Source organism: Vibrio sp. D431a, assembly GCF_030248655.1.
Lineage (GTDB): Bacteria > Pseudomonadota > Gammaproteobacteria > Enterobacterales > Vibrionaceae > Vibrio > Vibrio alginolyticus.
In genome coordinates this window covers 34,623-59,359 of sequence record NZ_JAHGAP010000023.1, presented here as the reverse complement: position 1 = coordinate 59,359, position 24,737 = coordinate 34,623, and the positions used below count along the sequence as shown (strand labels likewise).

Sequence of the window (24,737 nt, the reverse complement as noted above, 5' to 3'; positions counted from 1 at the left end):
TACGTTTAAGATGGTAAAGATAGAAAAAGAAATAAATAAGATTATTAAATAATCATTTTTCGAGAATATAAAATGTAACGTACTTCTAATTAAACGAATGCTTGAATAAACGATGGAGTGTGAAAAGTGCTATTTAAGTTACGCTGTCCTATATTCCAGTTGGTGCCTTGTTCATACAATGCGTTTTCTCGGCTTAAACTGGTTTACGTACTGCTAATCTCTTATCCGTTTCTTAATTACACATATTGGCAATATGCTCGCCAAGTTACGTGTATTGGTGTCAATAAAAAACAGTATCTACGATAGCTCTCTCAGGGTTGGAACTGCCACTATGAATTTCCTTCATGTTCAATGTGAAACAATACCAATATTACTCAACTCGTGAAGCAAGTATAAAAAAAGGACTGCTCTGGTGTTAGGCACTGCGACGGTCGTTTTTTGTACGAACCGTTCGTCGTAAGTGTTGTGCAACCTAACGATTGGGAAAACCAAAAAACAAAAAATGTCCCCATGCACAGAGTTAGGAAAAGTCTGCTTTATCTAAGGAAATAGGATACCAACTCACGATGAATAACGATTTCACATTTGCTATCAAAAGCATTCGCTTTGATGAGAATTACCAACCATCAGACAACACGCGAATCACTACCAACTTTGCTAATCTGGCTCGCGGAAACTACCGCCGAGAGAATCTGCGCAATGCACTCCGAATGATCGACAATCGTTTTAATGCGTTGGCATATTGGGATAACGCGCAAGGTGACCGCTACTCCGTTGAACTTGAAATCATCTCCGTTGATATGGATATCCAAGGTAGTGGAGAAGCCTTCCCATCGATTGAAGTGCTCAAAACTAACATTGTTGACCACAACACTAACGAGCGTATCGAAGGCATTGTGGGCAACAACTTCTCTTCATACGTGCGTGATTACGACTTTAGCGTTTTGCTGTTGGACCACAACAAAAACCAGCCACAGTTCAGCATCCCAGCGAACTTCGGTGATTTGCATGGCAAACTGTTCAAAGCTTTCGTTAATTCTGAGTCTTACAAACAGCATTTCAAAAAGCTGCCAGTGATTTGTCTGAGCGTATCGGACAACAAAGTATACCGACGTACTGAAAACCAACATCCTGTTTTGGGCTTTGAATATCAGCCGAACGAATCTTCGTTGACGGAGCAGTACTTCAAAAAGATGGGCTTACAGGTGCGCTACTTTATGCCGCCAAACAGTGTTGCACCATTGGCATTCTACTTCTTCGGTGACTTGTTGAACGATTATTCAAACCTAGAGCTTATCAGTACGATTAGCACGATGGAGACATTCCAGAAGATTTACCGACCTGAGATTTACAATGCCAACGCGGTTGCCGGTAATTGCTACCAGCCAAACCTAAAAAACCTAGACCACTCGCTAACTCAAATCGTTTACGACCGAGAAGAGCGCAGCCAACTGGCAGTTGAACAAGGGAAATTTGCCGAGGAGCATTTCATCAAACCTTATCAATCTGTGCTTGAACAATGGTCTGCAAGCTACGCGTAATCGATAACGAGAATCTAGAAAGGAATGACGATGAAAACACTATTACCGACTTCAACGGCTGGGAGCTTACCGAAACCTTCTTGGCTAGCGGAACCAGAAAAACTTTGGTCGCCGTGGAAACTGCAAGGTGAAGAACTGATTGATGGCAAACGCGATGCGCTACGTGTCGCTTTGCAAGAACAAGAGCTGGCAGGCGTTGATATCGTCAGTGATGGAGAGCAAACTCGGCAACATTTTGTGACGACCTTTATTGAGCATTTAAGCGGCGTAGATTTTGAAAACCGTAAAACGGTGACCATTCGCAACCGCTATGAAGCAAGTGTTCCGACGGTGGTTGGCCCAGTAAGCCGCACAAAGCCCGTGTTTGTTGAAGATGCAAAGTTCTTGCGTCAGCAAACTAAGCAACCTATCAAGTGGGCACTGCCAGGCCCTATGACGATGATCGATACGCTTTATGATGATCATTACGGTAGCCGTGAAAAGCTGGCTTGGGAATTTGCGAAGATCCTCAACCAAGAAGCGAAAGAGCTTGAAGCGGCGGGTGTCGACATTATTCAATTCGATGAACCTGCGTTCAATGTGTTCTTCGATGATGTGAACGAGTGGGGCATTGCATGTTTAGAGCGTGCGATTGAAGGGCTGAAATGTGAAACTGCGGTGCATATCTGCTATGGCTACGGCATCAAAGCGAACACAGATTGGAAGCAAACGCTAGGCACTGAATGGCGACAATACGAAGAAGTATTCCCTAAATTGCAGCAGTCAAATATCGATATTATCTCGCTTGAGTGTCATAACTCGCGAGTGCCTATTGAGTTGCTTGAGTTGATTCGCGGTAAGAAGGTGATGGTTGGTGCGATTGACGTCGCTACTAACGAAATTGAAACGCCAGAAGAAGTAGCTAACACATTGCGAGAGGCGTTGAAGTACGTTGATGCCGACAAGCTTTACCCATGTACCAACTGCGGTATGGCACCTTTGTCTCGTGAAGTATCGACCGCTAAGCTCAATGCGTTAAGTGCGGGTGCGGAGATCATTCGTAAAGAGTTGGTGGGTTGATATTAATACTTAGGCTCCGCGCCATGAACTAAAATTAGGGTCAATCTAGCGAGTTTAAATGAGAATAGGAATCGGTTTACTGCTCGCTAGGAAATGGCGATAACTTTCGCACTTCAAAGCTCTCGGTGGGTAGATTCTGAATCACGCTCGTCCCTCGCTGTTCAGGATGACGGATGTTGGAAGATACATTGCTCGCCATCCCTCAGGTATTAGAGCAGCTCTAAGGTAGGGTCATTCCAGCGAGTCTAGACGAGACTAGGAATCTGATTACAGCACGCTAGGAAATAGCGATAACTTTCGCACTTCAAAGTACGTGGTTAGTAGAACCTGAATCACGCTCGTTCCTCGATGTTCAGGATGACGGATGTTGGAAGATACATTGCTCGCCACAACCCTAGGTATTGGATCTGCTCCAAGAGAGGGTCATTCCAGCGAGTCTAGACGAGACTAGGAATCTGATTACAGCTCGCTAGGAAATGGCGATAACTTTCGCACTTCAAAGCACTCGGTGGGTAGATCCTGAATCACCTCGTCCCTCGCTGTTCAGGATGACGGATGTTGGAAGATATATTGCTCGCCACAATCCTAGGTATTAGAGCAGTTTCAAGATAGCGTCATTCCAGCGAGTTTAAGTGAGACTAGGAATCTACTAACAACTCACTGGAAAATGGCGATAACCTTAGAACTTCACAGCACTCGGTGAGTCGAGCCTGAACCACGCTCGTTCCTCGATGTTCAGGGTGACCGTTTTAAATAAAAATACCGCTCACAGTAAAGTGAGCGACATACATTTCCCGTTTCCAGCCTCTGCCAAGGCTTAATTCAACTCCACGTTCTTCATCTCAGGATGCTTTAGCAACATCACACGAATCCAGTGATGCACCACCCACATCACCATCGCGGTGAGCAGAACCGCAACGAAAATCGAGCTGAAACGGTACAAGATCGAAAAGAACGCGTCTTTTTGTTCTGGCACCAACGAGGTCGTCAGCGGAACCGATAGGGCAGACATGGCAGAAAACGCGATAGCCGCTTTAATTTGCCCCTTGGTGAGCCACAAGCAGAATGGCCCCATTGCAATGGTAAAGGCGAGCCAAAAGAGTAGCCCATGCCCAAACCAACTGCCCAATATCAGCTGAACAGCCATCCCTGCGATGCAGCCTAGTGCGGTGCCGATGATGCGAATTTTTGCCATGGCGAGCGAGCCTGCTAAAGTCATTGGGGTTAGGATGATCAAAATGGAAGCTTGTGCGGATAACGAGTCATATAAGTCCGCTACTTGGAATACGATAAACGCAGCCATCGCCACTACCCAACCCATGGCTACTTGGCTGATGTAGTCAATATCGCTTTTCACTGGGGTCGACATCTCAATGTGCTTGGTGGGGGACTTTGGCTCAGGGAACAACCAATACGCGAATGCGCAAACAAAAATATTGCTGAACGCCATCACCCACATGTTGACGTTGAACTCTTCAATATCCATGAAGTTATAGCTGGCAAAATTCAACACAATTGAACCCACCAACAGCCCCATGTAACCAAACAAATAGGTTTTCTGGTTCATCATTGCAATGCACTTGAACAGCATCATGATTCCGACGGCAACGGTCATTAATGTTGGATGAAACTGCAAGTATTCCAGCAAAAATGTGGCTTGTATGGTTGTCCACACCGCAGAGAAAAACACGATCAATAAAGCCGAAATATTAAAGTTGTCCATTCTGCCCAATATAAACAGCGGCATCATGATGGCAAAAAATCCGTAAGACCAACCGAAGATCATGCTTAGCGCGAGCCCTAAAGAGCAGCCGAACCAAATTCGTAAGGTTTTCATTGTCGCCGCCTAGTAAATGAAGTGGAACCAGCTTGCGAGGTGAATCTGTGCTTGCGCCATCAACTGCCAGAAAATGCTGTTGTCTGGGTACAAAACAATGGTAGCGCGAGAGCCGACAAACAGTGCTGGTGGTAACTCTTCGCTGCTGGTTAGGTTCACTCGTGTACGCTGCGCATCACGTACCCAGCGGTTGTTCACTTCCACTTTGGTCAGTGCGCCATTAGGCGTTTGTTGTGCGGCTGCTACACCGTAATCGCGGCTAGCTAAATCAAAGTCGTACACCGAACCTGGGTTGGCATCAAATGTGACCAAGGCGTGGAAAGTCTTGTCTACGTTCGCGACGGATTTTTCACGAAAATCAGCGGCTACCCAGAGTGATCCTGTTGGTACAAATGTCAGCAATGGCATGTTGGTGTTTGCCATCGTGCCAACTTCTAGTTGCAGGTTGGTCACGACACCATCACTGGGAGCGAGTACCGCGGTATTTGCCAAATCAAGTTGCGCCTTTTCGATGCCGTTTTTGGCAATTCGAACGGCGGTGCTTTGACCTTTTTGATCGCCTAATTGCGCCTCAATGACTTTTAAGTTTTGTCTTTCCGCTTTAAGCGCTGCACGTGATACCTGATTTTGGGCAAAGGCATTATCGAGTGTCGATTGAGAGATGACTTTCTGCTTCGATAGTGTCAGTAAGCGGGTGTACTCGCGGTGCGCATTATCAAATGTCGCTTGGGCGCGGGCAATATTGGCAAGAGCGGCTTCGCGTTGAGAATACAGCGTTGCTTCTTTTTCATAAGCGGATTGCAGAGACAGCTCCGCCTGTTCAAGCGCTATCTTGTATTTACGATCATCAATCGTAAACAACACATCGCCTTTTTGAACGGACTGGTTATTCTCGATGAGAACGTCGGTCACTTTACCAGATACCTCGGGCGCGACTTGGACAACGTATCCTTGCACTCGTCCTTCGGTCGTTAAGGGGGCGTGGCGGTCAGCAATGATAATGTACAAAAATAGTACGATGAACAGGACAATCAAAGTTCGCATCCAGTGTTTGAATTTTTGGTCAGCCGTCATTACAAGTTCCGTTAAACATATTGGATAGCGAATTATAGAGAAGTCACTCACAATTCAGTAGAATGATAATACGAACATAAATGACCTAAAAATAGGACAATGAACGTTAGTTTTGATGATATTTACCTATTCACTCAGACGGTGGTTCACGGCGGTATAAGTGCAGCGGCAGAGGCGAATCAACTACAACGCTCAAAAGTGAGTCGTCGCCTGCAAGAATTAGAGAAATCGCTCGGGGTACAGCTTTTGATCCGCACAACACGCAGCATTGAGTTGACGGAGCACGGGAAACGCTTGTTTGAGTTGGTGGGGCAGCCTATTGACCATATTCAGCAAGGTTTAAATGCCATGCACGAATATCAACAAGAGCTGACGGGCAAGGTGCGTTTAGCCATTCCTTCCGCATTGATGAGCTCTGCCGCGTTTAACGCGATCATCACCGAGTACACAACGCGGTATCCGGAGATTTCGGTCGAGATTGAAAACCATCAAGAGAGTGTCGATCTTAAGCGTCAATCGTTTGATTTACAGCTTCTTCCGAGCGTGGTCAAAGTCACCGATGACAGCTATGTGCAGTTCAGTCTTTTGCCTTATCGTAGTCACTTTGTTGCGTCAAAAGCCTATCTAGAATCGCATCCGCCAGTAAAAACGGTGGAAGATCTTAAGCAGCATCGCCTTTTAACTAATCGTTACAATGCCGATTTGCTCGATTCAGATCTGCATGTCGCGTTGCGATCGGACGATCTCAACTTGCTGCGCTCGATGGCGATAGCAGGAAACGGCATCGCGTTTATTCCACAAATTCATTCCAAGCCTGCATTGCGAGATGGTTTGTTGGTCGAGGTGCTGCCTCAATTCGCGCATCCGAAGCAGCATCTTACTCTGATTTATCCCTCGGCCTTATTTCTGCCCAATAAAGTCAAAGCCTTGATTGAGCTAATTCGAGAGAAATTTAAATAGTCAGTTCAAACCACTCTTAACAAAGAGCAAATGTGTGAGCGAAGGTCATCTTTCTAGGTTTTAGTGCTCTAGCATGAAAGGATTCTGATACATTAACTGTTGCTCAACTTGTTGAGTATGGTTTGTGGTCGCACAAAATAGGAGATGGAAATGTTATCGAAAGGAAACACGGGCCTGATTGTGGTGGATGTTCAGGGCAAACTCGCTACATTAATGCATGAAAGCGACGCTCTGATTGAAAATATCACGAAACTGGTAAAGGGCGCCAAAGCACTAGATTTGCCTATTCTGTGGCTAGAACAGAATCCAGAAAAATTGGGCCCAACCGCGGAGCCGATTCGTGAAGTGCTTGAAAGCACGCATTTACCTATTACCAAGTACACGTTTGATGGTTGCAAAGAGGCGACGTTTAAGGTCGCGGTGGAGAACGCGAAAGTTGATACCTGGTTGGTTTGCGGTATTGAATCCCACATTTGCGTCTATCAAACCGCGGTTTCTCTGCGTCAGTCCGGTTATCGCGTTGAATTAGTCACGGATTGTGTATCTTCCCGAACCGCTGCCAATAAAGCGCTTGCTCTTGCGAAGTTAACCGCAAACGGTGTGGTGCTCACTGGGTTAGAAATGTGTTTGTATGAAATGGTCGAAGATTGCCGAGCACCTGAATTCAAAGAAATTCTGGCGCTCATCAAATAGTGGAATCACTGTAATCAGCAACAACTTTATTTGAACACGCTATTCAAATTCTCGTTGATATCTTGGCAACATCGACTCGTTGCCAAGTAACCCGCCTTGGTGAATGTAAATCACCGTTTTATCTGTGTTCTCTTCGAACCAAGGTGTTAGGCATTGCCACATATACGGGTCGTATAACAGGTCAAATTCGAGGTCGGTTTGCTCAAAGAGTGCTTTCCATGTGATGTAATCTTCTTCGTACAAGCGACCAAAATGGTGTTTGTTGCGGATGGTTAAAATGGTTGGGTGGCTATTTTCACCGAGCTGGTTGAACTGCTCAGTTAAGTAATCTGCATCGCCTACGCAAGGGCAAGTTAGCACTTCAATGCCGTGTGGACTTAAATGTTTATGAAGATATAAAGACGTCGTGCCAGTGCCTGATGGCAGGGCGACCGCAAACTGCTCTTTACCTCTCAATCGCGTCCAATCAAGAATTTCTCGTGCTAACTGTTTGATGCCAGCTTCAGCGAGGTGGGAACGTCCACCTTCTGGAATAAGCAATGTCGATTCATCTAATCTTCGTACCTGGTGGATGTATTCACTAGGGTGGAGTTCGCTACCGATGTCTCGCATGGCGGTGATTTTCATACCCAAATCGAGAGCGCCGCGATAGTTTCCGATGGGGGAGCTTTTTAGCCAAGATGGAATGTGATGAACATAAAACTCAAATGCCCAACCTTTAATCTGGGCGAGAGCTGCTAGCGAATACATCGCGTTGGATTGAGCAGAGCCGTAACTGATGAGGGTTTTGATGTCGCTGTTTTGCGTTTCCATCAACGCCATAAACTTACGTGCTTTGTTCCCAGAAAAGTGGGAGTGGAGCATGTCGTCACGTTTAAGGAAAAATTTGTGCCCATTAAAGCTATGTTGGGTGATAGGACTTTCTGAGAGTTTCATGTCGATGCTGACGGAATAAACCGTGTCACCTTTGCCATTTAAAAAGGGCGCGTAGTGTAACGCCATTAAACCCAGATAAAAAGTCTGTGTTTCAGTACAACCATTTCGGTTATTCCTGATGTTTTGACGCGCTTTTACTGGGGCTGTAATGCAATGGCTCGCCTTTCTGCTTCAAGCCACGTAAACTACGCCGCTTATTTCAACTCAATCAGAAGGCTTGGTTTTGCAAACTCTAGAACAATTAAAAACAGGACAATTAGTAGGAACGAAACAACTGAAGTTGGCAGAAGGGCTAACTGAGTTTCCTATGGAAATTTTAGAGCTTGCAGAAACGCTTGAAGTGTTAGATTTGTCTGGTAACGCACTGTCAGATTTACCACCAGAGTTGGAACAGTTGACCAAGCTAAAAATCATCTTTGCTTCCAACAACCAGTTCACCCATCTGCCAGAGGTCTTGGGTAAATTGCCAAACCTTGAGATGGTTGGGTTTAAAACCAACAAGATTAAAGTGGTGAGTGAAGCCTCACTACCAACTCAGTTACGTTGGTTGATTCTGACCGACAACGAGATTGAAGTTCTGCCAAACAGTCTGGGTGAAAGACCACGCCTAAGAAAGCTTGCATTGGCGGGCAATCGCATCAAACAACTGCCAAACAGCATGGAAAACTTGGTCAATTTAGAATTGATTCGTTTATCTGCGAACCAGTTAGAGCACTTCCCGGATGTGTTGATGAAGCTGCCTAAATTGGCATGGTTTGCTTTCGCAGGTAACCCATTCTGCAAACACCCATCTTCGTTAGACAGTGTGCCGAAAGTGACGACAAACAGTTACTCGCTTAATCATGTTCTTGGCCAAGGTGCGAGTGGTGTGATTTCTCATGCTAACTGGACTGACGCTCAATACGACTTCCCGAATGAAGTGGCGGTGAAAGTGTTCAAGGGCGAAGTGACCAGCGACGGCTACCCACATGATGAACTTGAAGCATGTTTGCAAGCCGGGCATCACAACAACTTGGTGAAATCCATCGCGCAAGTGGATGACGGTAATGAGCTTGCTTTGGTGATGGAGCTGATCCCAAACTGTTACTACAACTTGGGTTTGCCACCAACGTTGGAAACTTGCACCCGAGATACATTCCCACAAGGTTTTACGTTGACGGTCGAGCAAGTCAATTCCATTGTTGAGCAGATGGTGGACGTGTTTAATCACCTGCACGACAACAAGGTGTGCCATGGCGATTTGTATGCGCACAATACTTTGGTTAATGAGCAAGGTGAGATGATCTTCGGCGATTTTGGTGCGGCGAGCATTTACGGTTACTTATCGGACGAACAGCAAGCGGCAATCCGAACCATTGAATCTAGAGCGTTGAAGTACTTTATCGAAGATATGTTTTCTGTGTGTGAGGCGTCGGAATCGGCATCGCAAGCATTCAATCGACTAGCAGCGCTTGCAGCATAAGATTTCATTCAATCGAAATTAAAAAGAGGTATCGAATTGCTCGTTTGATACTTAGCAAAGTAGATACCTCTCAATTGAATTAGGCGCTGAGGAAGTTACTCTGATCAAGCCTCTTGATGCTCTGACGCAAGATTAATCACCGCCTCACAACCACCTTCTGGATGTGTACCAATCTTAAATTGCCAGCCATAGCGTTGGCACAAATCGTCCACAATCATCAAACCTAATCCGTGCCCATCAGAATGTGGAATGGTCGAAAAGCCTTCACCTTCATCGCGCACCGAGATGGTGTTTTCATCCATATTGATATGAATTGATCCCGAAGGTGTCGCAGCGATGCCGTTGCGAATCAGGTTGCCAAGAATAATGGTCAACACGGCATTGGTCGCGCGCGTTCTAGGGTTGCCGTCGATCTGTACATCAAAGCTGAGTGCTTTCTCATCCGCCTGAGCTTGGCTTTGGAAGATGATTTGGTTGAGTTCTTCTTCGGTGATGCTGCGCACTGGTGAATCATCTGCATTACGCTCGTAACGTACTAAGCCGAGTAGGGCATCCACCATGGTCGACATCTGCTGCGTTGCATCCTGAATTCGGTGCACTTGGCGGGTTTGGAAATCCGTGTTCGCACTTCTCGCCAGTAAGCTGCTTGAGCCTTTCATCACGGTTAACGGTGTACGCAGTTCATGACTCGCGTATCGTGCAAAGGCTTGCTCGCGCTTGATGACTTGGTTGATTTTGTGGCGGTACTCATTCAACTCATCCGCAAGGGTTTGGAACTCTTTGGCTGAGCCCTCAGGCACACTAAAGGTCTGCGTGGCATCGCCTTGGTGATGATCGAGTTGGATTTTAAGCGCATTGACGGGTTCAATCAGGCGCTGTGATAAACGCAGCAGCAGGCTACCAAACAGGAACACCAGCACGGCGACAATGGACAGCACCATTGCGACGACGAGAATGAATTCCTCTGAGGTGATCTCGATTTCATCAATCAAGGAAACCAGAATCACCGGATGCTCAACGCCTTTATAGGTGTAGGTGCTCATGTAAACCATGCGCGAGTATTCACCGTCTTCTACCTCATCAAGAAAGTGCTTTTGACCAATCAGGTATTTTTGGTAGCGCTCGGCAACCAATGAGATGTCGTTGTATGCGGTGGTGAGCAGGTCAAGCTGAATACTACCTTGCTCTGGGTGGGACTGGAAATGTTCAATCGCTTCTTTTTTGTCGACCATAATACGACGCTCGCCCACGCGGTCTTCAGACCAAAGCAGGGAGCCGGTAATCAACAAAAAGCAGAAGATGCCAATCACGACCGACACAAAAGAGAAAAACAGAGCGAGTCGCCCTGTCATACTTTGTGTGCTTTGCGTGCTAGCAAGTAAGCGATTGATCATGCACCAGTCTCCAATCGGAAGCCAACTTTCGGCACGGTGATAAGCACATGTTGTTCAAATGGCTTATCAAGTTGGTTGCGAAGTTGGTAAATGTGGCTGCGCAGAACGTCGTTGTTCGGCTCGTTCTCTTGCCAAAGTTGGAAGGCGATTTCTTCGCGTGTCACCACATCTGGTGCGCTTTTCACAAGCATTTCCAGAATGGTGTAAGTGGTTGGGTTTAGCGCTAGCAGTTTATCTTGGCGGTAAGCTTTACGCGTTTTTTGGTCGATAGAGACTTCACCGTATTCCAACTTACTCGATGCGACAGTGCCACGGTAACGGCGGATCAGTGCCATCATGCGCGCTTCTAGAATATCAAGATCGAAAGGTTTAGTCAGGTAATCATCGGCACCGTGTTGGAAGCCTTTGAGCATATCGTCACGGCTATCAAGTGCCGTCAGCATAAGCACTGGTGTGTTGTTGCCCGCGTCGCGAAGTTTATTACACATGGTCAGGCCATCCATGCGTGGTAGCATGAGGTCGAGCAGGATGATGTCGAAGGTGTTTTCCATCGCCAGTTTCAAGCCGAGCTCACCGTTGTCTGCATAATCGAGTTCCATACCTGCACACTCAAAATAATCGAACAGCATGCCTGCGATTTCTCGATTATCTTCGACTAAAAGTACGCGTTTCATGTATTTCTCTCCAAGTGGGCGGGTTTTCGAAAATAAGACTTCGTCTTAACCGAACATTATTCACTAAGAACGTGAAAAAGATGTCAACAACATCTCTTTCACATTGATGTTTGTAGACTGGATTCATTCATCGGATTTAGTGGAAGAGTAGCATGTCAACCTTCAACATTCACGCTGCAACCTTTTCAAAGGTGAGCCAACACACTGAGCCTAAAACAGTTTTGTCTGTTGTGGTGCCATTCTTTAACGAACAAGAAGTCTTGCCAGAATTTCATCGTCGTTTAGCCGCCGTTTTGGATGAAATGCCAGAACGCTGTGAAATCGTCTATGTCGACGACGGTAGCAAAGACGACAGCCTAATGATCGCGCAAAACTTTTCTCAATCTTCTAGCGACGTTCGTTGTATTGCATTAAGCCGTAACTTCGGCAAAGAGTCCGCCATGAGTGCGGGTCTGGAACACTGCCAAGGTGAAGCGGTGATCGTGATTGATGCCGACTTGCAAGACCCGCCGGAGTTGATCCCACAAATGGTATCAAAATGGCGTGAAGGGTATGACGTGGTGAATATGCAGCGCAGCGAACGCCACGGTGAAACTTGGTTCAAACGCTTCTCGGCCGCTTGCTTTTACAAAGTGCTTAATAGCATGGCGAAATTGGATGTGCCGGAGAATGTGGGCGATTTCCGTCTACTGAGCGCAAAAGTGGTTAAACACATCAATGCGCTACCAGAGCGTAACCGATACATGAAAGGCATCTTTTCTTGGCCGGGTTTCAAGCAAGTGACGGTTCAGTTTGAGCGTGACGCTCGTTTCTGTGGTGAGACCAAATGGAACTACCTCAAGTTGATTGGCCTTGCAATGGACGGCATTACCTCGTTTTCCATTCGTCCTTTGCGCTTAGCGACACTTGCCGGTGCATTGGTGGCGTTCAGTGCCTTTATCTATGGCGCATTCATAGTGATGAAAACTGTTGTGTTTGGTGAGCCTGTCACTGGCTACCCATCCATGATGGTCGTCCAACTTGCCTTGGGCGGTGTGCAACTGCTGTCGATTGGCCTTTTGGGCGAATACATTGGCCGCATTTTTGTCGAGACCAAGCAACGTCCTCTTTATCTTGTTCAGTCTGTTTACGAGCAGCCTGCAAAACATCAATCCATCCAAACCATGAAGTTTAAATTGGGAGAAACCGCGTAATCATGAGTATTAATAAAACCCATCTGTGGTTGTTGTTGGCGTTTGCTCTTTTACTTCGTCTTATTTCACTTGCTGCCTACCCTTTGATGGACACCACAGAAGCCCGCTACGGCGAAATGGCGCGTTTAATGGTGGAAACAGGCAATTGGCTTACCCCACAGTTTGATTACGGCGTGCCTTTTTGGGGGAAACCACCCCTGTTCACTTGGATGAGTGCTTACGGCATTGAGCTGTTTGGATTGAATGAATTTGCAGTGCGCGCGCCTCATTGGTTAGCGGGTGTTGCGACGATTGTTTTTGTTGCTTTCATGGCGCATCGCGCTGGCTTTAATGCAGTCATCGCAGCGTTGGTACTGGCGACGTGTGGCATCTTTTCAATTGCTGCGGGTGCGGTGATGACAGACATGGCGCTGACGTTGGCAATGACGATGGCGATGGTCGGCTTTTACTACTGCTGGCTTGGCAAAGACAAACACAGCCGATTGTGGGGTTACCTCGGTTTCTTTGGCTTGGCTTGCGGGCTGTTAGCGAAAGGTCCAGTGGCGATCGTGATCATGGGCATCGCAGTATTTCCTTGGCTCGTGATTCAGCATGGTTTCTTTGGTGCCTTCAAAGCCTTGTGGCAGCGTTTTCCAATTGTGTCGGGGTTGGCGCTCATGCTGGCGATTGCTCTACCTTGGTACATCATGGCTGAAATGGCGACGCCTGGATTTATTGATTACTTCATTGTTGGCGAGCACTTTAAGCGTTTTGTTGTCAGCGGTTGGGAAGGGGATCTGTATGGTTCTGCTCATGATCAACCACGTGGGATGATCTGGGTATTCTGGCTACAGTCGGCTGCGCCTTGGTCAATTGTATTGCCTATCTTGGCGTGGAAACGTCGTAAGGTACTCAAAGCCATTGAAACCGATCATCAAGGTTTGTTTAGCTTCCTGATGTGTTGGCTGATTTCTCCAATGATCTTGTTCACCATGGCTGGGAATATTTTGCCTGCTTACGTGCTACCGGGTGTGCCTGCGTTGGGTATCTTGATTGCAATGCTGGTGGATAAACACGATTTCAAATGGCTGACCGGAACGGCAGCGGTGTTGCCAGCCCTGCTTATGATTGCGATGTTGGTTTTGAATATGGGCAAAGCAGATAGCCGCAGCGACCGCATCATCTTCGCGCAAATTAATGATAATGCTCCGGTCTTCTACATTGGTAAGCGCCCGTTTTCAGGCCAGTTCTATAGTCATGGTCAGGCGAAAAAGCTTAAACATAAGAATGACTTAAACAATCTGAAGAAATTCCACCTGATTGGTAAATCGCAGCAAGTGGATAGCATGATTCATGAAAATGCGTTGAGCTGTACCAACGAGTTCACAGCAAAATCGAAACGCTCACTCTACACCTGTGTGGTTGGATAGCGGAATGCGCAAATTACCAAAGTTTGCTTCGTCAGAAAGGTTTGCTTCGTTAACAAGGTTTGCTCTGGTAGGAGGTGTCGGCTTTATGGTCGACACCCTTATCTTTTCTGTGTTGTTCCATTGGTTTGGTCTGGAGCTGATGTTGGCTCGTGGGATAGCATTTTTGTTTGCGGCAACCACGACGTGGCTTGGCAATCGCTGGCTGACTTTCTATCAAGTAGAAAAAACCAACCCTTTCGCTCAATGGCAAAAATTTATGGCGAGTGCCTTTATCAGTGCTTTGCCGAACTTTATTGTGTTCAAAGGCGTAACGCTCGCGCTAGGAACGCAAGGGGTGATGGTCTATTTGGCTTTGATCTTAGGCATATTGGCAGGCATGGTGAGTAACTATTTACTCAGTGCAAAATGGGTGTTTAGTTGAGGATAGAAAGGTTCGGGCTTACTATCCTATCCTCGAGTTAAAAATTCGTTATTTGAACCAATTTTTCTTTTTGTACATCAGAGTAAACCTAAAGCTTTTCATGGGGGATGTAAAAAGGTAAATAAGCCAAGGTTTATACCTTGGCTGCCGTTAGTTCAGATTTTGATTGTTCGATTTCAGACTCGGTTTGCCACTTACCGTTGTAAAGGTATTCACGCTCAGGAAGCGGGGCATTTGATGCTCTTAAATCAAATACCTCATCGGCTTTATATTCTCTATTACAAACAGGAATGTTAAACAGTCTAGCTTCTGGCTTCGATTCAAACAGCTTTTTGTGGTCATCTACCTCTGTACAATCCAGCTTATATTCCGTAGCTAACTGATTTACCATCGATTCTAAGTCCGTTTCAGTTTTGAAAAATACGTAGCAATCAGATCTACTATGTGAACGGACAATAGTGTTGTGTTCCATATCGATATATTCACACTTATCCTGCTTAAAGTAGAACTGGATCACTTTGCGCTTTTTGTTGTAGTCGGCAAACAACCAATCTTCACGCTCTCCAATTCTCACTTCTGTTGGTTCATCGGGCTTGCGTTTTAACATACCAAATGAGAATAAAATAAGAGCGCCCGCTCCAGCTAACGCCATCGGGCCAACTACCGCTACCATCAAAACGCAAACTACCGCACCGATCCAGCCAACGGCTTGTGTGGCGGTATTCGCCCACTTAGGCATGTTGCGACGCTTCTTCATCACAAAGCCTTTGTCAGAAAAGATATAGTCATAGCGATAGTCGAGGCCAATCGTAAGATAAAAGATCCCGGCCATCATTACTGACAAGATAAGGCCAAAAAAGGTCACGACAAGCGTATCACTTGAGTGTGTCAAAAATACAATTCCAAATAAGAAGCTCATAAATGGCAAAGCCGTTAACTTGTAATGGTAGCGAAATGGCTCTTCTACATCATACTTATGCCATGTTGTTAAATTGTCCCCTTTGAGAATCTCTTGCTCTTGTGCTTCTTGATAAACCGCCAATTCTTCTGGGGTGATATAAAACGGTGAATATGCCAAGGGTTACTCCTGAAAACCTAGTGTGCCAACAGCGGGGGTGAGTGTTTTTTTAATTATGTCTTGTTTGATATTGTCTGAAATAATGCCATAAGTTGCACTCTGTTTTATGCCGTTTTGGAACCAATACTCACGCTTAGCAGGGGCATCATCTTCCACATCGTAAGCTACTTGCATTGCAAGGTAATGATCTGCTTCTTCAATTGGCAAGGTTACTTTGTACACCAGTGATTCTTTGCTCGCTTGATCTTGAGTTTGTAGCGTGACTAAATCTGCGTTTTGATGCCACGAGCCTGACATCAAATCATCTTCTGTTGCCTTGCTGTTAGTTCTCAACGTAATACCATTCGTTGCAGCACGCCTTGGCAGTTGAATATGCACTTCCAAACCGATTAACTCACGATGTGTGTAACCTGGGTAAGCTTGTACTTTTTCAATAGGTTGATGGTATACCGTAGGCTGTTGAATAATAGATTGTAAGTCAAACAGCGCTTGCTGAACCAATGCTGAATTATGCTTCTCTCGTTCGGGTAAGCTCGAAGATTGGCTCCACTGAGTGCGAGTCGGGTGATAACCCCAAGGCAGTTTATCTAACCATTTTTGGAAATCATCTTGTTTCAGTTTATTCAACTTATAATTGATGGCTACGTATGCAATCGTGAGAATAACCAGGCCGGCCGTTATAGGCCCGCCAAAGGATAAGTTTAATGCAAATTGTCCAGTTAACCCTCCGTATACTTGGAATATACCGACAGCTGACATTGCTGTTAATACTAGGGAATTTGCTACATGCAGATATTTTTCTTGACCATAAACTTTGTCAGCACTCTGCCAAGAACGGTAAGCCTCAATACCCGAAGCTAACGCACCTAAAGCCCCTGTGATTGCTAGCCATTTATTGAATACCTTTAGGTCATCAAGGTTTAAGTTTTTAAAGGTATCTTCGTTTCTATTCACTAACTTTTTTAAGACATTATATGAATGTGACCTTAACCTAGGTTCACCCTTCACTTTCTCCCATAACTTACCTGTACGAACACCTGTCCAAGCGTTGACTGTGTAAAATAACTTTTGCTGGATATCCAAAAATTCATCTGAGGACATTAACCCCGTGTCTTGAATACTGCTCATGGCATCACCAAGCGCGATGCAGTTAAATATTAATGCCAGAAAGCCTAGACCACCGGCATTCTCGAACAGTTTATTCAAATCATTGAGCTTATTCATCACGATCCGCGTTCTAAGCTCGATGGTTCTTTGAGGTAGATCATCAGGTAACTCAATGTACTGCGGGTACTCCAATGTAGCTACAGCGAGAGCCTTCTTAATAGTCTTTTTATTTTTTAAAGCTGTTGTGTATTTAGAGTCAGCTTTGCGGTTATTTTTCTGGAAGTCAGCAATGATTGCATCGTTTTTTTCGAGCTTAATCAGATAATCATTTACGCGTGTTTTCCATTTTTTAAAATCGTGAGCGTAACCTTCTTTTATTGTTACGGGCATATTGTGTGCCATATGTTCTGCAATAACGGCAAATAAATAATAGCTATGACGGTTCAGAGGTTTAGCGAAAACAGGCATCAGCGAAATTGATACTTGTGAGGTCATGCTAACACCAAACTCTACAACGCCTTTTGCAAGCGCACCTATTGCAGATTTAAAAATAATATCCAGCTCTTGGAAACCTTTGGCGATATCTTTGAGAAAGGCTGTTTCCGCAGTGTTTGGGTTGGAAACAAAGTCCATGATCTTAGAGTACATATTCACGCGGTTGCTTGTATCAGATATCTGGTCCATCAACTGATTATCAGGTTCAGGATTTCCTGAGACGATCGACTGTTCATCAAGCGCCTCTGTAATATTCTTCTCCATCACTTTAAATAAACTACGACTAAACCCAGAGGCATAGAGAGCAAGTAAACTGGTTGGTTTCTCCCATTGGCTTTCAGCCCATTGGCGGTCTTCTTCTTGTATCACCAAAGTAAATGACTCAACCGCTTGCTTGTGTAGTTGATACAAGCTGTACTGCGTGTCTTCGCTGTATAGGTCGAAGGTTCTTTCGAGATGATGCGGCGTTAAGGACTCCATTACTGCGATAAAGTCGCGTTTGACCGAAACCACTTGGGCTAGCATGGTTTCTTTTTGTTCTGACAGCTCTTGCATCTCGCTCAGCATTTGCTTCCAGTTGAGCTGCTGACGCCAGCGTTCAGTCGCTATCCATTGTTCGTATTTACCAAAACGGCTCGCAGAAATTCGATATTTGTCCTGTATCGCTTTAGCAATGTCACTTTGGGTATGTTGGTGTGATTCAATCGCTCCAGCGGAAAATTTAGCAGGATAGCCGGACTGAACTGAGCTTTTGTTCTGCTCTGCCAAATCAAGTTGGTGAGAGGAGTCATAATAGTCAGCCATGTCGGTATAAAACGACAGCTCTTCGCCGTTACGCTTAACGCTAGCTGGCATGTCTATCTCGTCACTTGCACCAAACATACACAGTTGCATGGCGGTCTGCATCAAGTTCCACTGGTTTGAAAACTGGTCAGTGAAAAGGCGGTAAGGGCTTGCGGCACCAACAAAATGCAGTGACATATCTTGAATGTCTGCGGCGTAATCTTTTATCGCGACGAAGTAGCCTGATTCTTCTTCTGGAATCGCAGAGGTTAAATCGCTTTCGACTGCGACAGGTTTAAAGACAGAACCATCTTCATCTGCTTTGGTGGCGATGCCAGAATCCGCAAAGCGACCATCATCGACGGTAGAAGATTCAATATCAGCGACTTGGGTTAACTTATCTATTGGTGCAATGTTGTGCTGATTCTCGTTTGAGGACAGAACAATGGTTTGCATGCGATCGATATGATTACTCGGATTGTTAAGTACGCGCATGAACGTGTGCCATGTCCACCGGTGCTCAGAGAAGCAAATCGATAGTACGCTTCCGTTGACGTAAGTAAGGAAGGGCTTTGCATCTTGTGGTGTCCCACGCTGCTCTGATTTTGGGCTTTCTGATTCTCCCAACTTATAGAGCGTGAATTGCGTTCCTTTGATTTCGTATTCGTCTAAGCTTTTGTTGATTGCATCATAGACATACAGCCAACCGTCGCGCAGTTGACGCAGGGTGTAACCAACGGTATTGAGTTTGGCTGGGCCTTGGCCTTTCCATTCTTCAGGCAAACCAAAAGGCTGTGTCTCTTCTGTTTCTAGCTGATCGATGGCATAGCGGACTGGGATAAAGTGCGCAGGTGATGCTTCCGTTGCTTCTTTCTCAGTTTTTAAATTGAGAGGCTCTGGTTCAGACGGCGGTGGCGGATCGATTTTTTTTGTTTCTCCCTCCCAAAACATACTGCGCTCTGGGGGTGAGCCAGCAAGATCATCAGATTCCGTGGTTGGAACGATATTCAGCGATTTCAGTGTACCATCGCTTTCAAATGCCTGAACGGCCTCCTCATAGGTATAGCTGTTGTCATACCAGAACATAGAAGTTTTTGGGGGAAGTGGATTATTCATCGTTAGCCCATGTTTAAGAGTTTTACTCTGTTACGCAAATATCGCACCAAAATAAAGCAATTAAAAATCAATGAGTTAGATTTTTATGGTTTTGCGTCAATCAAATAATTGTTTGTTTTTCCAATAAGTTGGTTGGTGTTTACCATTTTTTGTATTGATTGAATCAAAGTTTGAATTGTGAGTGATGCCTCAATGAGCCGACAAAACAAAAGGGCTCCAGAGTTACCTCTGGAGCCCTTTCTAGTATCTAAGTGCTAAAGAGTTAGCGACGCTTTGGTTTACGTTGACCAGTTGGTTTGCCTTGTGCTTGTGGGCGACCTTGGCCTTGCGGCTTGCTACCTGCCGGGCGGTTTGCACCGTTGCCGCTAGGACGTTGGCCGTTGCTTGCAGGGCGTTGACCACCTGTAGCTTTACCCGAACCGTTACGGTTGCCAGATGGTTTACCATCTTTTGAACCGCCTTCAGAGCGTTTGTTCAAATGACCACCGAAGCCTGGTTGGTTTTTGGTATGTTTGGTTGCAAAGCGGTTTGCCCCGTGACGACCAGATTTACGACGTTGCGCAGGTGTTTGTGCTTCAATGTCTTCTGCAGGAACGAGACAGCCTTGTTTGTCACCAATCAAATGTTTTTTACCCATACTGACTAGGGCTTCACGGATCATTGGCCAGTTTGCTGGATCGTGATAACGCAACAGCGCTTTATGCAGGCGACGTTGACGTTCACCTTTTGCTACAGGTACATCTTCACGTTTTTTGTACTTCACGCGTTTCAGAGGGTTTGTCTCTGAGTAGTACATCGACGTTGCGTTACACATTGGCGAAGGGTAGAAGTTTTGTACTTGGTCACATTCGAAGTTGTTCTTTTTCAGCCACAGAGCAAGGTTCAGCATGTCTTCGTCTTCTGTGCCTGGGTGCGCAGAGATAAAATAAGGGATTAAGTACTGCTTCTTGCCTGCTTCTGCACTGTATTTCTCGAACATCTCTTTAAAGCGATCGTACGTACCCATGCCTGGCTTCATCATCAGATCAAGAGGACCTTTCTCTGTATGTTCCGGTGCAATCTTCAAGTAACCGCCTACGTGGTGAGTCACGAGCTCTTTCACGTATTCTGGTGATTCAATCGCAAGGTCGTAACGTACGCCAGATGCAACCATCACTTTCTTCACGCCTTCAACTTTACGCGCTTCACGGTATAAATCGATCGTGTGTTTGTGGTCTGTGTTTAGCTTGTTACAGATGCCCGGGAATACACAAGAAGGACGACGACAGTTCGCTTCCGCTTTTGGATCTTTACAGCCCAGGCGGTACATGTTTGCAGTCGGGCCACCAAGATCGGAAATTGTGCCAGTAAAGCCTGGAACTTTGTCGCGAATTTCTTCAATCTCGTTGATGATAGACTCTTTCGAACGGTTTTGAATGATTCGACCTTCATGCTCGGTAATCGAACAGAAAGAACAGCCACCAAAGCAACCACGCATGATGTTTACAGACGTCTTGATCATGTCGTACGCAGGAATTTTTGCTTTGCCGTACATAGGGTGAGGGACACGCGCGTAAGGCAGGCCAAACACAAAGTCCATCTCTTCGGTCGTCAATGGAATTGGAGCTTGGTTTACCCAAAGTTCACGATCACCATGGCTTTGAAGTAACGCTCGACCAGAGTACGGGTTCGTTTCTAAATGCAATACACGGCTTGCATGTGCATAAAGAATGCGATCGTTTCTTAGCTTTTCAAACGAAGGTAAACGGACCGCAGTCGTCGCAGCATCGTGGCGTGATGGGCGAATCGTGATTGGTTGTGCAACTGGCTCGTCTTTTTTAGTTTCACACTGAGTTTCTACTTCGTATGGGTTCTTTGGTACGAACGCTTCTTTACGAGGTTTTTCAATGCGAGAAGAATCAATAACCGTGTAGCCTTCTGGCGCCGCTGGCAAGTTCACAGCAGTACCACGAATATTGGTCATGGTGCTGATGTCTTCGCCGTTTGCGATGCGATGTGCTACTTCGACAAGTGCGCGTTCTGCGTTACCAAAAAGTAGGATGTCTGCTTTTGCATCAAATAGTACCGAACGGCGAACTTTATCTGACCAGTAATCGTAGTGCGCAACACGGCGTAGGCTGGCTTCGATACCACCTAAAACAATAGGTACTTCTTTGTAAGCTTCACGACAACGCTGAGAGTAAACCAAAGTCGCGCGGTCTGGGCGTTTGCCACCTTCGTTATTTGGTGTGTACGCGTCATCGTGACGAAGCTTTTTATCCGCGGTGTAACGGTTGATCATGGAGTCCATGTTACCCGCAGTGATCCCGAAGAACAGATTTGGCTTACCAAGTTGCATGAACGCATCTTTATTTTGCCATTCTGGTTGAGCAATGATACCGACACGGAAACCTTGTGCTTCTAGCAGGCGGCCAATGATAGCCATACCAAAGCTTGGGTGATCCACATAAGCGTCACCGGTTACAATGATAATGTCACAGCTATCCCATCCTAGGGCATCCATTTCTTTGCGACTGGTCGGCAAGAAAGGTGCCGTACCAAAACACTCTGCCCAGTATTTTTTGTACTCATGAATAGGAGTGATGTTATTGGTCATATTTTGCTCTCTGTTCCAGGGAGCGCGAATTATAGCGATTTGATTATCAGGTATCTATAACAAACTCATCTATTCCAGCTTAGTTCATCGAGTTTTATTTGGTTTGTAAAAATATCAATGCTCTATCGGCGATTTTCTGTCTAATTTCACCTTGAAAGCCTCATGGTTATAGATCGGTTCATGAAAAATGTCGCAATCTTAATACAAAGTATAAGCAATGGTGTGCTTATATGGGGTAAAGCCTATAATCAAATTAGTGCATATTAAATGCAAAAGGCTGAGCTGCTCTGGAAATAGTTCTAAGTCGATAGGCTTATCGTTGACACAATCCATCTATAAAGAGGATCGGCAGGTCCCAACTGGAATGTCGCGAATTGACTGTGAATTTTGAGCCTTGGGCTAATTACAAAAAAAGGGGCTAGGGTATGAGTGAATCTACGACAACCGTGCATCCAAAAATGCAAACGACTTCCAGTCTAACTCCTGTTATAGAGTGGTCTTACGATATTGATACTCGCGAGTTCGAATGTGATCAGCAAGGAATGGCAAAGGCATTTGGGATAAGTACGCCAGTAACCAGCCTAAATAACTTGTTTGATCATATGCTGATGGGGCAACAAGAAACGCTAAAACAACGAATTCTAGAAGTGGAACTCTTTGGCGGACGGGGGCGGTTTTCTTGTTGCATGATGCTAAAAAACGTTAACTTAGTGCACGTTACTATTAGTTTTGAAAGGCTCAATAAGCGCATTATCCAAGGCACTATCATTCCACAATTAACAATCACTGGTTGCGAGGAGTTAGCGAAAATCCTCGAAACGATTTTTGATTTGCCAAATGTAGGCGTTTTAGTTGCCGATGAAGATACGCGCATCTTAGGTTGTAACCGTGCCTTTGAGTTACAAATGGGCTATCAAAACCGAGATCTGGTTGGGCTTAAAACTCATATATTCAGTACCTCTCACCATAGCCAAGCGTTTTATGATCAGCTGTGGCAGCAAATTAATGATGAAGGATGTTGGTGTGGTAACTTGCTGAGCAAAACAGCAAACGGTAGCAACCAAGCTCATCATCTTTGTATTTACCGACTTACGTTTCACTCTGGACGAGTTCTTTATCTCGGATTTTCTACGGATATTTCTGCTTCGTTGTTGTGGATGAAAAATCGTTGTGAACAACAGCATGATTGGGCTGCCTTTTTACCGACGAGGAAAGAATTTGAACTCCAATTAGCTACCTTAGCGAATGAAAGCAGAAATAAAGAACTCAACATTGTTATGACACTAAGACCCAAGTTTTCGGAGAGATACTTGCTTGAACAGCAATTAGGTTTTGCAGATTTTATTATGCGAAGTCGCTACACCAGTATTGCGGGGCAGTTATCTCGGGATGTGTTTGTCGTATGCTTGCAGACCCCTCATTGTCAATGGTTGAGCCCGGTTCGTTTGATCCAAATTGCCATGAAAGGGTTCTTTAATGAGCTTAGAAATGAAATGGGCACAAAAATGCATGCCACTATCGTTAAAGGCCAAACTGGTGTGTCAATCCTTGGCTATGATACGAACCGACCAAGACAAGCGCTAGCACATGCAGCGCAAGCGATGTTGTCCTCTATTTCCGGTGAAGGCAGCTATTTCAACTTTTACGACAGTGAACTTCACTCTGAATTAGTGAAGCGCCAACATCTCGAGGCGTTTTTGGAGGCGCAAATAGAGAGTGGGCTAGTGGACGTTTACTTTCAACCGATTATCGACGTTCAAACCGGAAGAGTGGTTAAGTTCGAGGCTCTCGCACGCTTTTATGATGAAAATGATGCGTATTGTACGCAAAAGATGATCGCTATTATTGAAGATCTAGAACTCATAGCGGCACTTGATGACGTGGTCTGCCAAGCTGCGTTGAAGCACTTTCCGCGCTTACAAGAAATTTATGGCGAGGAAGTGGGCGTGACCATCAATCGCTCCCTCAACACGAAATTGGATTCTCTTCAGATCCTTCAGCGGTCGCATGATTTGATTAAAGCCAGTGGTGTAGACCCTAAGCGAGTAACTATCGAGCTAACAGAAACCGCGTATTTTGAACAAGATGAGGAGCATACTCGAGCTCTAGAGGAAGTGCGGAAAGAGGGCGTTGAGATCGCGATTGATGACTTCGGTACTGGGTATTCTTCTTTTTCTTATCTAGAAAAAGGGCAGTTTGATTTACTGAAAATAGACCGAAAATTCATCAAGAACATTCATAAAGGGAGCACCAGCTATAACATTGTGAAAATGGTCACCGAGCTTGCACAGCAAATGAATGTAAAAGTGGTTGCTGAAGGCGTGGAATCTAAGCAAGAACTTCAAGTATTGGCAGAAATCGGTGTCGATTACATGCAGGGCTTTCTATTTTCTGCTGCCGTGCCTGTCGATTTGATGGATAAAGCGGACAGTTATGAGCATCTGTTCTCTGACATCGCGATTGAGTCTAAGCAAAGTGATGTGTTGCAATCTTTGAGCCATGAACAAGTCAGGTCTATGGACCCTGGAGAACCGCTCTCCTTGGCAGTGGAGTACATGAATTTGAATCCAAGCTCGCCTTTAGTTGTTCTCAATGAAAATCGTTGTGTTGGGTTAATTACGAAAGAGACGGTGAATTTACACCTAACGCCTTCGATGGGAACAGAGCGAGAAACTGAACGAGAAAGCCGAATTTGGAAACGTCCTGTTAATCAGATAATGAGCACCGAATTTGTGTTGGTTGATGAGGATTTACCTGTCTCTGTTATTCGAGAGTTGGTTAAAACCGGGATTCGTTTCCCTTGGGTACTGTGTAATACCAAAGAAGAGTACCATGGAGTTTTAACGCAGGAAGACGCGTTGAAGTATCTTGCTTCTCTGTGAATAAAATTGTCTTACCGTTTTAGCTCA

At 45.4% G+C, this 24,737-nt stretch carries 17 protein-coding genes; 9 read left to right on the top strand and 8 right to left on the bottom strand.

Features of this window, described 5'->3' with window-relative positions:
• Positions 1-566: 566 nt before the first annotated feature.
• Both KJB35_RS18720 and KJB35_RS18715 read left to right on the top strand, forming a co-directional pair.
• Positions 567-1,541, top strand: coding sequence for a DUF1852 domain-containing protein (locus tag KJB35_RS18720; protein ID WP_025767248.1), 975 nt, complete (start codon positions 567-569; stop codon positions 1,539-1,541).
• A 30-nt stretch (positions 1,542-1,571) separates the two neighbouring features.
• Positions 1,572-2,600 carry a methionine synthase gene (locus KJB35_RS18715; RefSeq protein ID WP_031780992.1) on the top strand — a complete coding sequence of 343 codons (1,029 nt, stop codon included), beginning with the start codon at positions 1,572-1,574 and terminating at the stop codon, positions 2,598-2,600.
• An 817-nt stretch (positions 2,601-3,417) separates the two neighbouring features.
• Here the strand turns inward: KJB35_RS18715 and KJB35_RS18710 are convergent.
• The gene (locus KJB35_RS18710) at positions 3,418-4,437 is read right to left on the bottom strand and encodes a DUF2955 domain-containing protein (RefSeq protein WP_213908145.1); all 1,020 of its coding nucleotides are present in this window, start codon (positions 4,435-4,437) and stop codon (positions 3,418-3,420) included.
• Between the two features lie 9 nt (positions 4,438-4,446).
• On the bottom strand, positions 4,447-5,511 hold the full coding sequence (locus KJB35_RS18705) for an HlyD family secretion protein (RefSeq protein ID WP_005457950.1): 1,065 nt from the start codon (positions 5,509-5,511) through the stop codon (positions 4,447-4,449).
• Between the two features lie 99 nt (positions 5,512-5,610).
• Here KJB35_RS18705 and KJB35_RS18700 point away from each other — a divergent pair, with 99 nt between their 5' ends.
• Positions 5,611-6,471, top strand: a complete 861-nt coding sequence (locus KJB35_RS18700; protein ID WP_005376746.1) for a LysR family transcriptional regulator — start codon at positions 5,611-5,613, stop codon at positions 6,469-6,471.
• A 150-nt stretch (positions 6,472-6,621) separates the two neighbouring features.
• Positions 6,622-7,164 (top strand): hydrolase, encoded by a 543-nt coding sequence (locus KJB35_RS18695; protein ID WP_054701260.1) that lies wholly within the window; start codon positions 6,622-6,624, stop codon positions 7,162-7,164.
• Positions 7,165-7,203: 39 nt separating this feature from the next.
• Here the strand turns inward: KJB35_RS18695 and KJB35_RS18690 are convergent, their stop codons facing one another.
• The gene (locus KJB35_RS18690; protein WP_171344361.1) at positions 7,204-8,100 is read right to left on the bottom strand and encodes a 1-aminocyclopropane-1-carboxylate deaminase/D-cysteine desulfhydrase; all 897 of its coding nucleotides are present in this window, start codon (positions 8,098-8,100) and stop codon (positions 7,204-7,206) included.
• A 223-nt stretch (positions 8,101-8,323) separates the two neighbouring features.
• Here KJB35_RS18690 and KJB35_RS18685 point away from each other — a divergent pair, with 223 nt between their 5' ends.
• Positions 8,324-9,562, top strand: a complete 1,239-nt coding sequence (locus KJB35_RS18685; RefSeq protein ID WP_064354152.1) for a leucine-rich repeat-containing protein kinase family protein — start codon at positions 8,324-8,326, stop codon at positions 9,560-9,562.
• A 104-nt stretch (positions 9,563-9,666) separates the two neighbouring features.
• On the opposite strand, the gene KJB35_RS18680 is transcribed toward KJB35_RS18685, so the two are convergent.
• Positions 9,667-10,956: a HAMP domain-containing sensor histidine kinase gene (locus KJB35_RS18680; RefSeq protein WP_205390937.1), complete on the bottom strand. Its 1,290-nt coding sequence runs from the start codon at positions 10,954-10,956 to the stop codon at positions 9,667-9,669.
• Complete coding sequence (locus KJB35_RS18675; RefSeq protein WP_005389368.1) at positions 10,953-11,630, bottom strand: response regulator transcription factor; 678 nt, start codon at positions 11,628-11,630, stop codon at positions 10,953-10,955. The genes KJB35_RS18680 and KJB35_RS18675 overlap by 4 nt, the downstream gene beginning before the upstream one ends.
• A 152-nt stretch (positions 11,631-11,782) precedes the next feature.
• On the opposite strand from KJB35_RS18675, the gene KJB35_RS18670 reads away from it, so the two are divergent.
• Genes KJB35_RS18670 through KJB35_RS18660 form a run of 3 tightly spaced genes read left to right on the top strand, consistent with a single transcriptional unit; the run spans position 11,783 to position 14,653 of the window.
• The gene (locus tag KJB35_RS18670) at positions 11,783-12,823 is read left to right on the top strand and encodes a glycosyltransferase family 2 protein (RefSeq protein WP_020197904.1); all 1,041 of its coding nucleotides are present in this window, start codon (positions 11,783-11,785) and stop codon (positions 12,821-12,823) included.
• 2 nt (positions 12,824-12,825) lie between these two features.
• Positions 12,826-14,232 (top strand): glycosyltransferase family 39 protein, encoded by a 1,407-nt coding sequence (locus tag KJB35_RS18665; RefSeq protein ID WP_213908144.1) that lies wholly within the window; start codon positions 12,826-12,828, stop codon positions 14,230-14,232.
• A gap of 4 nt (positions 14,233-14,236) precedes the next feature.
• Positions 14,237-14,653, top strand: coding sequence for a GtrA family protein (locus tag KJB35_RS18660; RefSeq protein WP_167415326.1), 417 nt, complete (start codon positions 14,237-14,239; stop codon positions 14,651-14,653).
• 133 nt (positions 14,654-14,786) lie between these two features.
• Here the strand turns inward: KJB35_RS18660 and KJB35_RS18655 are convergent, their stop codons facing one another.
• From KJB35_RS18655 to KJB35_RS18645, 3 genes are all read right to left on the bottom strand, one after another.
• Positions 14,787-15,731, bottom strand: a complete 945-nt coding sequence (locus tag KJB35_RS18655; protein WP_167415325.1) for a hypothetical protein — start codon at positions 15,729-15,731, stop codon at positions 14,787-14,789.
• Positions 15,732-15,734: 3 nt separating this feature from the next.
• On the bottom strand, positions 15,735-19,232 hold the full coding sequence (locus tag KJB35_RS18650) for a T6SS effector BTH_I2691 family protein (RefSeq protein ID WP_285356058.1): 3,498 nt from the start codon (positions 19,230-19,232) through the stop codon (positions 15,735-15,737).
• A 262-nt stretch (positions 19,233-19,494) separates the two neighbouring features.
• On the bottom strand, positions 19,495-21,828 hold the full coding sequence (locus KJB35_RS18645) for a YgiQ family radical SAM protein (protein ID WP_054574765.1): 2,334 nt from the start codon (positions 21,826-21,828) through the stop codon (positions 19,495-19,497).
• Positions 21,829-22,253: 425 nt separating this feature from the next.
• Here KJB35_RS18645 and KJB35_RS18640 point away from each other — a divergent pair, with 425 nt between their 5' ends.
• On the top strand, positions 22,254-24,710 hold the full coding sequence (locus KJB35_RS18640) for an EAL domain-containing protein (RefSeq protein ID WP_213908143.1): 2,457 nt from the start codon (positions 22,254-22,256) through the stop codon (positions 24,708-24,710).
• Positions 24,711-24,737 lie beyond the last annotated feature (27 nt).